This is a genomic window from Streptomyces sp. NPDC088354, assembly GCF_044753585.1.
In the GTDB taxonomy this organism is placed as follows: Bacteria; Actinomycetota; Actinomycetes; order Streptomycetales; family Streptomycetaceae; genus Actinacidiphila.
Genome location: NZ_JBIVNJ010000002.1, coordinates 581,640 through 594,897, shown reverse-complemented (window position 1 = coordinate 594,897; position 13,258 = coordinate 581,640). Strand labels below are relative to the sequence as shown.

Below are 13,258 nucleotides of genomic sequence, written 5' to 3'. Positions count from 1 at the left end.
GGGGCCCGCATGGGACTGCTGCGGGACAGGATCGTCCTGATCAACGGCGGCAGCCAGGGCGTCGGCGCCGCCGTCGCGCGGGCGGCCGCCCGCGAGGGTGCCGTCGTGACCGTCACCGGACGCCGCCCCGGGCCGGGGGAGGAGCTGGCGGCAGAACTGGCCGCCGCCGGTGCCAAGGCCGCGTACCTGCGTTGCGACCTGGCCGACCCCGGCCAGGCGCGCGGCGCCGTCGAGGCCGTGGTGGCCGCCCACGGCCGGATCGACTGCCTGGTCAACGCCGCGGGGCTGACCTCGCGCGGCACCCTGCTCGACACCACGCCGGAGCTCTTCGACGCGCATGTCGCGGTCAACCTGCGCGGTCCGTTCTTCGCGATGCAGGCCGCCGTCGCCGACATGGTCGCCCGTTCGGCGCCCGGCACGATCGTCAACGTGATCTCCTCCTCCGCCCACGGCGGGCAGCCCTTCCTCGCCCCCTATGTGGCGGCCAAGGCGGGCCTGGCCGGACTCACCCGCAACGCGGCGCACGCCCACCGCTGGGACCGTGTGCGGATCAACGGGCTCAACATCGGCTGGACCGACACCGAGGGCGAGGACGCCACCCAGCGCGCCTTCCACGGCGCGGGTGACGACTGGCGCGAGGAGGCCGGCCGCCGGCTCCCGATGGGCCGGCTCGGACAGGCCGACGAGATCGCCGACTTCGTCGTGCTGCTGCTGTCCGACCGCAGCGGCGTGGTCACCGGCGCGGTCCTGGACTGGGACCAGAACGTCCTCGGCGGCCTGGACTGACCCCCGCTCCATCCGACCCGCCCGCAACCCCGAGGAGCAACCACCCATGCGCATCGGCCTGATGGGCCTCGGCCGGATCGGGGCCCTCCACGCGGAGACCCTGGCCGCGCTGCCCGTCGTGGAGTCCCTCGTCGTCACCGACCCGGTCCGCGCCGCGGCCGAGGCCGCCGCCACCCGGTACGGCGCCGAGGTGGCCGCATCGCCCGAGGACGTGATCGCCTCGGGCGTCGACGGGATCGTCGTCGCCGCCGCGACGGACGCCCATCCCCGGCTCATCCTGGCCGCGGTCGAGGCGGGGGTGCCCGTCTTCTGCGAGAAGCCGGTCGCCCGCACGATCGAGGAGAGCGTCGGGGTGCTGCGCGCCGTCCAGGACGGCGGCGTGCCCGTGCAGATCGGCTACAACCGGCGCTTCGACGCGGGCTTCGCCGCCGCCCGGGAGGCCGTCGCCGCAGGTGAGCTCGGCCTTCTGCACACCGTCCGCTCCACCACCCTCGACCCCGAGCCGCCGCCGGCCGCCTATGTGGCCGTCTCCGGAGGCATCTTCCGGGACTGCTCGGTCCACGACTTCGACATCGTGCGCTGGGTGACCGGCCGCGAGGTCACCGAGGTGTACGCGACGGGCGGCAACCGCGGCGCCGACTACATCGCCGCCGCCGGTGACGCCGACACCGCGGCGGCCGTGCTCACCCTCGACGACGGCACGCTCGTCCTGATCTCCAACAGCCGCCACAACCCGCGCGGTTACGACGTCCGGATGGAGCTGCACGGCACCAGGGACAGCATCGCGGTGGGCCTGGAGGACGGGCTGCCGCTGCGCTCCGTCGAACCGGGCGCCGGCTTCCCCGCGGGCCCCCCGCACCACTTCTTCATGGACCGCTTCCGCGCTGCCTACCGGGCCGAGCTCGCCGCTTTCACCGAGGTGGTGGCGGGGCTCCGACCGTCGCCGTGTAGCGTCGCGGACGCGGTCGAGGCGGGCTGGATCGCCGAAGCCTGCACGCTGTCACTGCGCGACCGCCGACCCGTACGGATGGAAGAGGTACGTACCGCATGAGCACCGAACCCCTGCGCATCGGAGTGCTCGGCGCCGCCCGCATCGCCGAGCGCGCCATCGTCGACCCCGCCCGCATCACCGGCCACCGCCTGGTCGCCGTCGCCGCCCGCGACCGCGGCCGCGCCGAGGAGTACGCCGCCGCCCACGGCGTCGAGCGCGTCCACGACTCCTACGCCGACCTGCTCGCCGACCCCGAGATCGAGGCGATCTACAACCCGCTCGCCAACGGCCTGCACGGGCCGTGGAACCTGGCCGCCATCGCGGCGGGCAAGCACGTCCTGACCGAGAAGCCCTCCGCCAGCAATCTGGAGGAGGCCATCGAGGTCCGGGACGCCGCCGCCAAGGCGGGCGTCGCTTTCATGGAGGCGTTCCACAACCTGTACCACCCGGTCATCCGCCGCCTGCACGAGCTGCTGGAAAGCGGGGAGCTCGGCGAGCTGCGGCAGGTGGAGGCCACGGTGAACATCCCCGCCCCGCCGGACTCCGACCCCCGCTGGTCGCTGGAGCTGGCCGGCGGAGCGGTGATGGACCTCGGCTGCTACGCGCTGCACGCGCACCGCGCCCTCGCCCCGTGGGGCGGCGGCGCGCCGCGCGTGGCGGGCGCCCGAGGCGGCGAGCACGCCGGCATGCCCGGGGTGGACGAGTGGCTGGAGGCCGACCTGGTCTTCCCCGGCGGCGCCACCGGCACCGCGCGCTGCAACATGGCGTCGGAGGCGGAGGACATGAGCCTGCGTGTCGTCGGCAGCCGGGGCGAGGCGACCGCGGTCAACTTCGTCCTGCCGCACCTCGACGACCGGCTGCTGGTCCGGACGCCCGACGGCGAGCGCGTGGAGGAGCTGGGCCGGCGCACCTCGTACACGTACCAGCTGGAGGCCTTCGCCGACCTGGTGCGGAACGGCACCCGGGTGGCCACCGACGCCGACGACGCGGTGGAGTCGATGCGGCTGATCGACGACGCCTACCGCGCGGCGGGCTTCGCACCGCGTCCGCGCACCGTCGTCACACCACCAGCGGCTGGTCCGTCGGCGTGATCGGCGCCGGCAGGCAGGTGGCGCCGCGCAGCGCGCGGTCCACGGCCGCCGCCGCCGAGCGGCCCTCGGCGATCGCCCAGACGATCAGCGACTGACCGCGACCGGCGTCGCCCGCGACCCAGACCTTCTCCACCGTGGTGGCGAATGCGGCGTCGCGGGCGATCCGGCCGCGCGCGTCGAGTCCCAGGCCGAGCTGCGGGACGACGCCCTCGTTCCGCTCGGGGCCCGAGAACCCCAGGGCCAGCAGCACGAGCTGGGCAGGGACGACGCGTTCGGTGCCGGCCCGCGGCCGCCGCCCGGAGGGCTCCACGCCCACGAGGTGCAGGGAGGCGACATGCCCGTCGTCGTCCCCCTCGAAGCGGAAGGTGGAGGCGGAGAAGACCCGGATGTCGCCCTGCGGGCCGGGCAGCGGGACGCAGCCGTGCTCGGCGGTGTCCCAGTGCTCGCGGCGGCCCAGCAGCCGGGCCTCCTCGTGCGCGGGGGAGATCCGGAAGACCCGGGGGTACACCGGCCAGGGCTCGTGCTCGGGGCGGTCCCAGCCGGGCAGGGGGTTGATGTCCAGCTGGACGACGGAGGCGGCGCGCTGGCGCAGCACGGTTCCCAGGCAGTCCGCGCCGGTGTCGCCCCCGCCGACGATCACCACGTCCTTGCCCTGCGCGCTGATCGGGGACGAGGTGAGATCGCCCTCGCACACCCGGTTGGCCAGCGTCAGGTAGTCCATGGCCTGATGGATTCCCGCCAACTCCCTCCCCGGGACGGGTAGTTCCCGCCAGGCGCGGGCACCCACCGCGAGCAGCACCGCGTCGTGCTCGGCGATCACCCGGTGTGCGTCGAGGTCCCCGCCGACCTCGGCGCCGGTGCAAAAGCGGGTGCCCTCGGCCCGCATCTGGTGCAGCCGCCGGTCCAGGTGGTGCTTCTCCATCTTGAACTCCGGTATCCCGTACCGGAGCAGGCCGCCCAGCCGGTCGTCCCGCTCGTACACCGTGACCGTGTGCCCGGCCCGGGTGAGCTGCTGCGCGGCGGCCAGCCCCGCGGGCCCCGAGCCGACCACCGCCACGGTGCGGCCGGTGCGGCACTCCGGCGGGAGCGGGACGGCGAGCCCCTCGGCCCAGGCCCGGTCGGCGATCGCCACCTCCACGTTCTTGATCGTGACGGGGTCGGCGTTGATGGTGAGGACGCAGGCGCTCTCGCAGGGCGCCGGGCAGAGCCGGCCGGTGAACTCGGGGAAGTTGTTGGTGGCGTGCAGCCGATCGGACGCCGCGACCCAGTCCTCGCGGAAGACCAGGTCGTTCCAGTCGGGGATCATGTTCCCGAGCGGACAGGCGGCGTGGCAGAACGGGATGCCGCAGTCCATGCACCGGCCCGCCTGTGCGGAGACGATCGGCAGCAGGCCCTGGCCCGTGTACACCTCCTGCCAGTCCTGCACCCGTTCGTCCACCGGGCGCCGTTCGGGAGTACGGCGAGGGGTGGTGAGAAAGCCCTTGGGGTCCGCCATGGCCGCCTCCGGCGTGCCTGCGTGACGATCATGAAGAGCACGGTGGCCGCGTCCCCCGGCGAACTGCACCGTCTGGCCACCATACGTCCGCTTCGTGCGGATTTCGATGGCGTGGGGGACGCGGCCGGCTCGCGGACCGTCGCGGGAGGGGTCAGGCGGCGGCCCCCACCTCCGCGGCCCGCGGGTTGATCAGCACGATGTCGCAGGTCGCGCGGCGCATCAGCTCCCGTCCCGCGCTCGCGTCCATCAGCGCGCAGAGCCCGCCGTGCGTCGGGGCGCCGATCACGATGGCACGCGCCCCCGCCGCCTCGGCGTGCTCGGCGATGAGCCGCCCGATCTCGCCGTGGCCGGTGGCGTGCCGCAGCACGTGCCCGACCGCGGGGACGCCCTGCGCGGCGAGCCGGTCCAGGTGGGTGCGCACCGCGGTGCGGGCGGACTCCAGGTCCTCGCCCTCGGCGCCCGACTCCCCGGAGACGGCCGACTCCTCGGCGTGGACGACGTACACGGTGCGGCCGTTGATCGCCGCCAGCCGGCCTGCGGCCTCGGCGACCCGCTCTGTGTGGGAGGAACCGTCGACCGCGGCGACGATCGCGCCCTTGGCCGCGTCGTACTCGACCGGCAGCAGCGACGGCGCGGTGGTGGCGACGGCCGGCTTCGGTGCCGTGTCCGGCGCGACCTGCTCGGCCTGGAGCCGTTCGGCCTGGCCCAGCAGGCCGTGCGCCGTGGAGAGGATGACGATGCCCAGCACCAGGGCGCCCGCGCCGATGCAGAACGGCAGGTGGATGTCGAAGGCCTCCACCAGTTTGCCCGCGGCGAAGGGGGCCAGGCCGCCGCCGATGAAGCGGACGAAGCCGTACGCGGCCGAGGCGACGCTGCGGTCCCACCGGCGACGGTCACGCAGACGATCAGGACGGTCCGGTTGTCCGTCCAGATCGCGATCGCCAGCACGGTCAGGGCGAACGGCGCCAGGTTGGCGTACAGCGTCCTGGCGATGCCGAGGCGGGCCTGCGGCCGCGGCGCGCCGAAGACGGCGAAGAGCGCGACCAGGGCGCCCCAGCCGGTGAAGACCGGACCGAGCTGGATGGCACCGAGCCCCATCGGGAACGGGGCGTAGCCGAGCACGGTGAAGAACGCCCCGTTGTAGCAGAGCGCGGTGAGCGACATCGTCAGCAGACCGCGGTGGCGCAGCGCCTTCAGCGGCTCGCTCAGCCCGGTCCTGCGGGCCGGCAGCTGCATCGGCTCGACGAGCACGACGGTGGCGACCAGCGCGAGGGACATCAGCACCGCGACACCGGAGAACGGCCCGCGCCGGCTCACTTCACCCAGCACGCCGCCGAGCAGCGGGCCAACCGCGATGCCGACGCCCAGCGCGCTCTCGTAGAGGGTGATCGCGCCGACGAAGCCGCCGCTCGCCGACGCGACGATCACCCCCAGGGAGGTGGCGATGAACAGCGCGTTGCCGACGTCCCAGCCGGCCCGGAAGCCGACGATGCCGCCGATGCTCCCCGACGCGCCGGCCAGCGCGGCGAACACCACGATCAGGGCGAGGCCGGCGATCAGCGTCCGCTCGGCCCCCACCCGGCTGGAGACCCAGCCGGTGATCAGCATGGCGACCGCGGTGACCACCAGGTAACCGATGAACAGCAGCGTCACCTGGCTGGGGGAGGCGTCCAGTTGGCTTGATATCGCGGGCAGGATCGGGTCGACCAGGCCGATCCCCATGAACGAGACCACACAGGCGAAGGCGACCGCGAAGACGGCCTTCGGCTGCGAAGCATCCTGAGCAGGCCGTATCCCTGCGCTGCCGTCACACGGGATACCTCAACCCCGGCCGTCTGTGCCGGGCATGTCTGCACGCTGTCCGGCTCGACGCCGACGCCGCGTGGGCCACCGACCCTGAAGGCGCCGGCCCACGAAGCCGCCAGCTGATGCTCCTCTCCTGCGGCCTCGCTCCCACTCACGCCCAACGCCTGAAGACGTACGGCGGGCGCACCGGCCGTACCGGCGCCGATCAGCGCGAGCGGCTGCAATGGGTGGAACACATGCGCGCGGCCGCGGCCCCAACGCGGGACGACCCCACGGTTCTCCCACCCACTGTCCCGGGGCAGCTTCCGCTAAGCCTGCGTCGCCCGGACGTGGCCCCACCTATGCCATGCCGCCCTGTCTCTGAGGGCTTGACCACCCCTGGGCAGGAGGGGCTGTTCGAGTCCCGGCGAGACTGGCGCCCGGTGGTCGAGTTGACGCGGAAGGATCTGCCGACGCTCACGGTCTCGGCCAAGCGGCTATGCGCACCCACCTGCGTGCGGTCTTCGAGGACGTCGAGCGCATCCGGGCCCATCCACCCGAGCTGTTCGCCTCCAATGCGGGCACGGCGCCGGTCAGGCGCAAGCGCAACGTCGTCGTCCGGGAGTGATCCCGCTGGCCCTCTCGCTCCGTGCGGGCCCTGCCGGTCGTCGGCGTGCGCACAGGGCTTTGGACGGGATGCAGTCGACGTTGAGGCAGACGCTGCCCGGTACTTGGCCTCTACGGCGGCGGTGTGCAGGCCCGGCCGGGAGGCACGCACGGCGGCCGCGTACCCGCCGGGCCCGCGCCAGTACGGCGACGTCGAAATGCGTACCCGTGGGCATCGTGCCTTCCGATGCGCGACGACGGGCCGACGGCCAAGTGACCGGTAGTGGTTTGGCGTGGGCCGGGCATGCCTCAGCGCCTACCGGTTTTCCGGCGCCTCACCGGCCATGCATGGTGATTCGACCCTTTTGACATGTCTTGTGGGGGTGGGACAGTGGGAGTGGTGAGGCCTTTCCGTGCGGCACTCCGTCCACGGTGATGTGCGCACCAGACCGTGGGGACGTGCCAGGCCGATGTCAAGGCGCACAACCGTCAGCTGTGCGGGCTGATCGAGCAGGGCAAGGCCAAGCCGTCGTGGAGCGTCTCCCAGGAGCTGTCGCTGGAGCAGGCGCCGCGGGCCTACCAGCACTTCGGCCACCGCGAGGACGGCTGGACCAAGGTCCTCCTCCACCTCGACGGCAGCTGAGCGGCGGCAGCGCGGACCCGAACCGGTCCCCCGCCGACCACCGGAAGGAACCACGCACCATGACCAACGAACTGCACGGCAGGAAGGTCGCAATCCTGGCCACGGACGGCGTTGAGCGCGTCGAGCTCGAAGAGCCTCTCGGCGCACTGCTGGGCGCTGGAGCGCAGGCCGAACTCCTCCCCTCCGGACCGGCGAGATCAACGCGCGCCAGATGGACATCGAGCCGGCCGGAACCTTTACCGTGGACAAGAAGGTCGCTGACGCCCGACCGTGGACAAGAAGGTCGCTGACGCCCGCGTGGGCGACTACGAGGCGCTCCTGCCGCCCGGCGGCACCATGAACCCCGACCAGATGCGCACCGATCCCGACGCCGTCACCTTCGTGACGTGAGGGAGTTCGTGGACCGGGAAGGCCGTTGCCACCATCTGCCACGGACCTCGGACACTGGCGGAGGCTGGCGTGCTGCGCGGTCGCCGCCTCACCTCTTGGCCCAGCATTCGTACTGACCTGCGCAACGCCGGCGCCGAGGTCGTCGACGAGGAGGTCGTGACCGACCGCCAGGTGATCTCCAGCCGTGGCCCGCAGGACCTCCCCGCCTTCTGCAAGGCGATCAGCGAACGCTTCGCCGCCGCACTGCAACCCGCCCGATAGGGAGAAGTCGCAAGCCACCGAAATGAGATCCGGCACTCCCACGGCCAAGACCCTGTGGATCAGCAGAGGAGATCGTCATGGCAAGCATCAACCGCGCCGTCACCTTCCAGAACCCGAAAGACATGCGCGTTGAGTCCCTGGACTTCCCGAAGCTTCAGATGCCGAACGGGAAGAAGGCCCCGCACGGAGTCATCCTCAGAATCGTCGCCACCAACATCTGCGGGAGCGACCTGCACATCTACCGCGGGTCCTTCCCGGTGCCCCAGGGCATGGTGATGGGGCACGAGATGACCGGGGAGGTCATCGAGGTCGGCCCCGACGTCGAGTTCCTCAGCGAGGGCGACCTCGTCTCCGTCCCGTTCAACGTCGCATGCGGACGATGCCGCAACTGCAGGGCGCGTCGGACCGACGTCTGCGAGACCACGAACCCCAAGGTGTCCTGCGGAGCGTACGGCTTCAACCTGGGCGACTGGACCGGCGGTCAGGCCGAGTACCTGTTCGTCCCGTACGCCGACTTCCAGCTCCTGCGCTTCCCGGACAGGGACCAGGCCATGGCGAAGATCCGTGACCTGGCGCTGCTCTCGGACATCCTGCCCACCGCGTTCCACGGTCTCATGGAGGCCGGGGCCAAGCCGGGCTCGACCGTGTACATCGCCGGCGCCGGCCCGGTCGGCCGCTGCGGTGCAGCAGCCGCGCGCCTCCTCGGGGCGTCCTGCATCATCGTCGGCGACTACAGCATGGACCGTTTGGAGCTGGTGGAGAAGAACGGCTGCGAGACGATCGACCTGAGGCAGGACGCAGCACTCACCGACCAGATCGAGGCCATCCTGGGCGAACCCATGGTCGACTGCGCAGTCGACTACGTCGGCACCGAGGCACACGGCATCGGCCGCGAGGGCGGGGACATGGACCCGGCCTACGCCATCAACCAGGTGGTCGACGCCACTCGGGCGGGCGGAGCCACCGGAGTCATCGGCGTCTACGGCCCCGACCCGCTCGCCAAGTCGAAGGCCGAGCAAGAGGGAACGTACCCGATCGACTTCGGCAAGGCATGGATCAAGTCGCCGCGGATCTCCGCCGGGCAGGCACCGATCATGCACTACAACCGCGAGCTGATGATGGCGATCCTGTGGGACCGCATGCCCTACTTGAGCGCCATGCTCAACACGAAGGTGATCAGCCTCGACGACGCCCCCGAAGCCTACGCGACCTTCGACACGGGAGTGCCCGAAAAGTTCATCATCAACCCCCACGGCCTCATTCCCGCCTGAGGCCCGCCCTCATCCGTCCCTGCGAACTCACCGACGGCGTAGTGGGCAGGCCGTCGCCCGAGACGAAGCGACGGACTGCCCACTCTCAAGCCTGCTCGGTGCGGCAACGTGAGAGGCGGCGAGTTACTGAGATTCCACGCGTGATGTCGCAGACGGTGTCCGCTTGAACGGCAACGATCACCGGCGACGACGCGACATCACACAAAGATCATCGGGCACGCGAGGAATCAGTGCCTGACGCCCCGTAATTACGACATCGGCTCGAACCCGGCGGGTGCTGGCCGGACGCAGTGCACGATCGTCGACAATGGGCGATCGACTCCGAAGCCGGATCTACCTACCGGTCCATGCGGAAGCCCCCGTGCGCGCCGGGCGCACGGGGGCTTCCGCAGGGGTGTTACAGCCCGTACCGCTCGCGGGCCTCCTCGACCGCCTCCCGCTTGACCTCGCCGCGCGCCGCCAGCGCCGCGAGCGCCGCCACGACGACCGACTGCGGGTCGACGCCGAAGTGGCGCCGGGCCGCCTCACGGGTGTCGGAGAGGCCGAAACCGTCGGTGCCGAGGGAGTACCAGTCCTGCGGAACCCACTGGCTGATCTGGTCCGGGACCGCGCGCATCCAGTCGCTCACCGCGAGCACCGGACCGGGGGCGCCCTCCAGGACCCGGGCGACGTGCGGCAGCGGCGGTTCCTCACCGCGCAGCCGGGCCGCGTCGTACGCCAGACCGCCGCGGCGCAGTTCGGTCCAGGAGGTGGCCGACCAGACGTCCGCCGCCACGCCCCACTCGGCGGCCAGCAGCCGCTGGGCCTCCAGCACCCAGTGGACCGCGGTGCCCGACGCGAGCAGTTGCAGGCGCGGCGCGTCGGCGGCCAGCCCCGCGGTGCCTGCCTCGCGGAAGCGGTACAGGCCGGCGACGATGCCCTCCTCGACACCGGCGGCGTCGGGCATCGGCGGCTGCGTCTTGGTCTCGTTGTAGACCGTGAGGTAGTAGAAGACGTCCTCGGCGTCCGGCCCGAACATGCGCCGCAGGCCGTCGCGGACGATCACGCCCACCTCGTACGCGAACGCCGGGTCGTAGGCGACCGCCGCCGGGTTGGTGGAGGCGATCAGGTGGGAGTGGCCGTCCGCGTGCTGCAGGCCCTCGCCGGTCATGGTGGTGCGCCCGGCGGTCGCGCCGACCAGGAAGCCGCGGCCGAGCTGGTCGCCCAGGGCCCACATCTGGTCGGCGGTGCGCTGCCAGCCGAACATCGAGTAGAAGATGTACAGCGGGATCATCGGCTCGCCGTGCGTGGCGTACGCGGTGGCCGCGGCCGTGAACTCGGCCATCGAACCGGCCTCGGTGATCCCCTCGTTGAGGACCTGGCCGTCCTTGGCCTCCTTGTAGTACATCAGCATGTCGCGGTCGACCGGGTCGTAGGTCTGGCCGAGCGGTGAGTAGATGCCCGCGCTCGGGAAGAGCGACTCCATGCCGAACGTGCGCGCCTCGTCGGGGACGATCGGCACCCAGCGGCGGCCGGTCTCCTTGTCCCGCATCAAATCCTTCACCAGCCGGACCAGGGCCATGGTGGTGGCGATCTCCTGGCCGCCGGAGCCCTTGTTCAGGGCCTCGAAGGCCTTGGCCGGCTGCTCGGGCAGTGCCACGGGGTGCACGGTACGGGCCGGGGCCGGGCCACCGAGGGCGGCGCGGCGCTCCTGGAGGTAGCGCACCTCGGGCGAGTTCGCGCCCGGGTGCACGTAGGGCACCAGGTCGGTGTCCAGGGCGCTGTCCGGGATCGGCAGCTCCAGCAGGTCCCGCATCGCGCGGAACTGCTCACCGGACAGCTTCTTCATCTGGTGGTTGGCGTTGCGCGACTCGAAGCCCGGACCGAGCGTCCAGCCCTTCACCGTCTGCGCCAGGATCACGGTGGGAGCGCCCTTGTGCTCGACCGCGGCACGGTAGGCCGCGTACACCTTGCGCGGTTCGTGGCCGCCGCGCGAGGTGTGGAAGCACTCGGCGATCTTGGCGTCGGTCAGCAGGCGGGCCATCTCGACCAGCGCCGGATCGGCGCCGAAGAAGTGCTCGCGGATGTACCCGGCGTCGCGGGTGGCGTACGTCTGGAACTGGCCGTCCGGGACCTGCCGCAGCCGCCGCACCAGGGCGCCGGTGGTGTCGAGCGCGAACAGCTCGTCCCAGGCCGAGCCCCACAGCGACTTGACGACGTTCCAGCCGGCCGCGCGGAACTGGGCCTCCAGCTCCTGCACGATCTTGAAGTTGGCGCGCACCGGGCCGTCGAGCCGCTGGAGGTTGCAGTTGATGACGAAGGTGAGGTTGTCCAGCCCCTCGCGGCCGGCCAGCGCCAGGGCCGCGGTCGACTCGGGCTCGTCCATCTCGCCGTCACCGAGGAAGGCCCACACGTGGGAGGCCGAGGTGTCCTTGATGCCGCGGTGGTGCAGGTAGCGGTTGAAGCGCGCCTGATGGATGGCGCTCAGCGGGCCGAGCCCCATGGAGACGGTGGGGAACTCCCACAGCCACGGCAGCCGGCGCGGGTGCGGGTACGAGGGCAGGCCGTTGCCGCCCGCCTCCTGACGGAAGCGGTCCAGGTCGGCCTCGGTGAGCCGGCCGTCGAGGAAGGCGCGCGCGTAGATCCCGGGCGAGGCGTGGCCCTGGATGTAGAGCTGGTCGCCGGAGGCCGGCCGCGAGTCGCCGGACAGCGCGGAGCCCGGTGCCTGCTTGCCGTGGAAGAAGTGGTTGAAGCCCGTCTCGTAGAGCCAGGCCGCCGAGGCGAAGGTCGCGATGTGGCCGCCGAGGCCGAGGCGGCTGCCGCGGGTCACCATCGCCGCCGCGTTCCACCGGTTCCAGCCGGCGATGCGTCGCTCCATCTCCTCGTCGCCCGGGAGCACCGGCTCGTCGGCGGTCGCGATGGTGTTGACGTACGCCGTCTCCAGGGGACTGGGCACGTCGAGCCCCTGGGCCCGGGCGTGGTCCAGTGTCCGCCGCATCAGGTAGGCGGCGCGGTGGGGACCGGCGGCATGGCTGACCGCGTCCAGGGAGGCGGCCCACTCGCCGGTCTCCTCGGGGTCAAGGTCGGGCAGGTGAGCGGGTGTGCTCGGCGTGGCGTCGGTCATCGGTGACCGCCTTCCAGGTGGTTCGGGGCGGGGCCGCTTTCAGCATAGTTCTGATCGATGATCGATCAAATACATGTGACGCGTGTCACGGAAGTATGTACCCGGAGAAACGCGCCCAGCGGTGACTCAGGTGCGTGGCGCGCACCCGAGCACGTGTTCCTTCACCAGCTCGCCCACCCGCGGATCGCCGCGCCGGAAGACCTCGACGACCGCCTGGTGCTCCTCGGCGTACGACTGCTGCCGGGTCCCCAGCCAGCGGATCGACAACGCCGTCCAGATCTCGATGCCCAGCGACTCCCAGGTGTGCAGCAGCACGCTGTTGCCGGACGCGCGCACCAGCTCCCGGTGGAAGGCGACGGTGTGCCGCACCTGGGCCTGCCCGTCCCCGTCCCGGTCCGCGGCGTGCAGCAGGGCGACCTCTGCCTCCAGGGCCGACAGGTCCGCCCTCAGCCGGGGGGCCGCCAGTTCGGCGGCGATCTGCTCCAGGCCGGCCCGCACCGGGTAGATCTCCTCCAGGTCGGCCGCCGTCAGATTGCGCACCCGGACACCCTTGTTCGGCGCCGACTCGATGAGCCGCATGACCTCCAGCTCGCGCAGCGCCTCGCGCACGGGCGTCTGGCTGACCTCCAGCTCGACCGCGATCCCGCGCTCGACGATCCGCTCGCCCGGCTTCCAGCGCCCGCTGACGATGCCCTCCACGATGTACTCGCGGATCTGCTCGCGCAGCGAGTGGACGACGGGGGGCGCCATGCGGACTCCTCGGGAACGACGGCGGATGGGGCAGCTGTCTAGACGATACGGCCGCCGCCCGGCCCGCCGCCGGTTCCGGGGCGCGG

Annotated in this window: 11 protein-coding genes and 1 pseudogene; 7 read left to right on the top strand and 5 right to left on the bottom strand. The window is 72.0% G+C overall.

Annotated features, from left to right (window positions below; all coding sequences use genetic code 11):
• Positions 1–9 precede the first annotated feature (9 nt).
• Genes ACIP98_RS05990 through ACIP98_RS05980 form a run of 3 tightly spaced genes read left to right on the top strand, consistent with a single transcriptional unit; the run spans position 10 to position 2,868 of the window.
• Positions 10–786, top strand: coding sequence for an SDR family oxidoreductase (locus ACIP98_RS05990; RefSeq protein ID WP_319660604.1), 777 nt, complete (start codon positions 10–12; stop codon positions 784–786).
• A gap of 46 nt (positions 787–832) precedes the next feature.
• Positions 833–1,837 carry a Gfo/Idh/MocA family oxidoreductase gene (locus ACIP98_RS05985; RefSeq protein ID WP_319660603.1) on the top strand — a complete coding sequence of 335 codons (1,005 nt, stop codon included), beginning with the start codon at positions 833–835 and terminating at the stop codon, positions 1,835–1,837.
• Positions 1,834–2,868 (top strand): Gfo/Idh/MocA family oxidoreductase, encoded by a 1,035-nt coding sequence (locus ACIP98_RS05980; protein WP_319660602.1) that lies wholly within the window; start codon positions 1,834–1,836, stop codon positions 2,866–2,868. The genes ACIP98_RS05985 and ACIP98_RS05980 overlap by 4 nt, the downstream gene beginning before the upstream one ends.
• Here the strand turns inward: ACIP98_RS05980 and ACIP98_RS05975 are convergent.
• From ACIP98_RS05975 to ACIP98_RS05965, 3 genes and pseudogenes are all read right to left on the bottom strand, one after another.
• Entirely contained in the window at positions 2,837–4,363 is a 1,527-nt protein-coding gene (locus ACIP98_RS05975) for a glutamate synthase subunit beta (RefSeq protein WP_319660601.1), read from the bottom strand. The genes ACIP98_RS05980 and ACIP98_RS05975 overlap by 32 nt on opposite strands.
• 151 nt (positions 4,364–4,514) lie before the next feature.
• Positions 4,515–4,892, bottom strand: coding sequence for a universal stress protein (locus tag ACIP98_RS05970; RefSeq protein ID WP_401973990.1), 378 nt, complete (start codon positions 4,890–4,892; stop codon positions 4,515–4,517).
• A 135-nt stretch (positions 4,893–5,027) separates the two neighbouring features.
• A pseudogene (locus ACIP98_RS05965) lies at positions 5,028–6,157 on the bottom strand (MFS transporter); the annotation flags it as partial.
• Positions 6,158–6,647: 490 nt separating this feature from the next.
• Between ACIP98_RS05965 and ACIP98_RS05960 the strand changes: the two are divergent.
• From ACIP98_RS05960 to ACIP98_RS05945, 4 genes are all read left to right on the top strand, one after another.
• Positions 6,648–6,776: a hypothetical protein gene (locus tag ACIP98_RS05960; RefSeq protein WP_319660598.1), complete on the top strand. Its 129-nt coding sequence runs from the start codon at positions 6,648–6,650 to the stop codon at positions 6,774–6,776.
• A 429-nt stretch (positions 6,777–7,205) separates the two neighbouring features.
• Positions 7,206–7,397, top strand: a complete 192-nt coding sequence (locus tag ACIP98_RS05955; RefSeq protein WP_319660597.1) for a hypothetical protein — start codon at positions 7,206–7,208, stop codon at positions 7,395–7,397.
• Between the two features lie 459 nt (positions 7,398–7,856).
• Complete coding sequence (locus tag ACIP98_RS05950) at positions 7,857–8,048, top strand: DJ-1/PfpI family protein (protein WP_319660596.1); 192 nt, start codon at positions 7,857–7,859, stop codon at positions 8,046–8,048.
• A gap of 77 nt (positions 8,049–8,125) precedes the next feature.
• On the top strand, positions 8,126–9,319 hold the full coding sequence (locus tag ACIP98_RS05945) for an alcohol dehydrogenase catalytic domain-containing protein (RefSeq protein WP_319660595.1): 1,194 nt from the start codon (positions 8,126–8,128) through the stop codon (positions 9,317–9,319).
• A gap of 397 nt (positions 9,320–9,716) precedes the next feature.
• Here ACIP98_RS05945 and aceE read toward each other — a convergent pair whose 3' ends face one another.
• The gene (aceE, locus tag ACIP98_RS05940; RefSeq protein ID WP_319660594.1) at positions 9,717–12,422 is read right to left on the bottom strand and encodes a pyruvate dehydrogenase (acetyl-transferring), homodimeric type; all 2,706 of its coding nucleotides are present in this window, start codon (positions 12,420–12,422) and stop codon (positions 9,717–9,719) included.
• Between the two features lie 126 nt (positions 12,423–12,548).
• The gene (locus ACIP98_RS05935) at positions 12,549–13,172 is read right to left on the bottom strand and encodes a GntR family transcriptional regulator (RefSeq protein WP_319660593.1); all 624 of its coding nucleotides are present in this window, start codon (positions 13,170–13,172) and stop codon (positions 12,549–12,551) included.
• Positions 13,173–13,258 lie beyond the last annotated feature (86 nt).

Bases quoted from the DNA above. Each gene is read 5' to 3' on its own strand.
- ACIP98_RS05990 (WP_319660604.1), top strand. From the start codon at position 10: ATGGGACTGCTGCGGGACAGGATCGTCCTGATCAACGGCGGCAGCCAG.
- ACIP98_RS05985 (WP_319660603.1), top strand. From the start codon at position 833: ATGCGCATCGGCCTGATGGGCCTCGGCCGGATCGGGGCCCTCCACGCG.
- ACIP98_RS05980 (WP_319660602.1), top strand. From the start codon at position 1,834: ATGAGCACCGAACCCCTGCGCATCGGAGTGCTCGGCGCCGCCCGCATC.
- ACIP98_RS05975 (WP_319660601.1), bottom strand. From the start codon at position 4,363: ATGGCGGACCCCAAGGGCTTTCTCACCACCCCTCGCCGTACTCCCGAA.
- ACIP98_RS05960 (WP_319660598.1), top strand. From the start codon at position 6,648: ATGCGCACCCACCTGCGTGCGGTCTTCGAGGACGTCGAGCGCATCCGG.
- ACIP98_RS05945 (WP_319660595.1), top strand. From the start codon at position 8,126: ATGGCAAGCATCAACCGCGCCGTCACCTTCCAGAACCCGAAAGACATG.
- aceE (WP_319660594.1), bottom strand. From the start codon at position 12,422: ATGACCGACGCCACGCCGAGCACACCCGCTCACCTGCCCGACCTTGAC.
- ACIP98_RS05935 (WP_319660593.1), bottom strand. From the start codon at position 13,172: ATGGCGCCCCCCGTCGTCCACTCGCTGCGCGAGCAGATCCGCGAGTAC.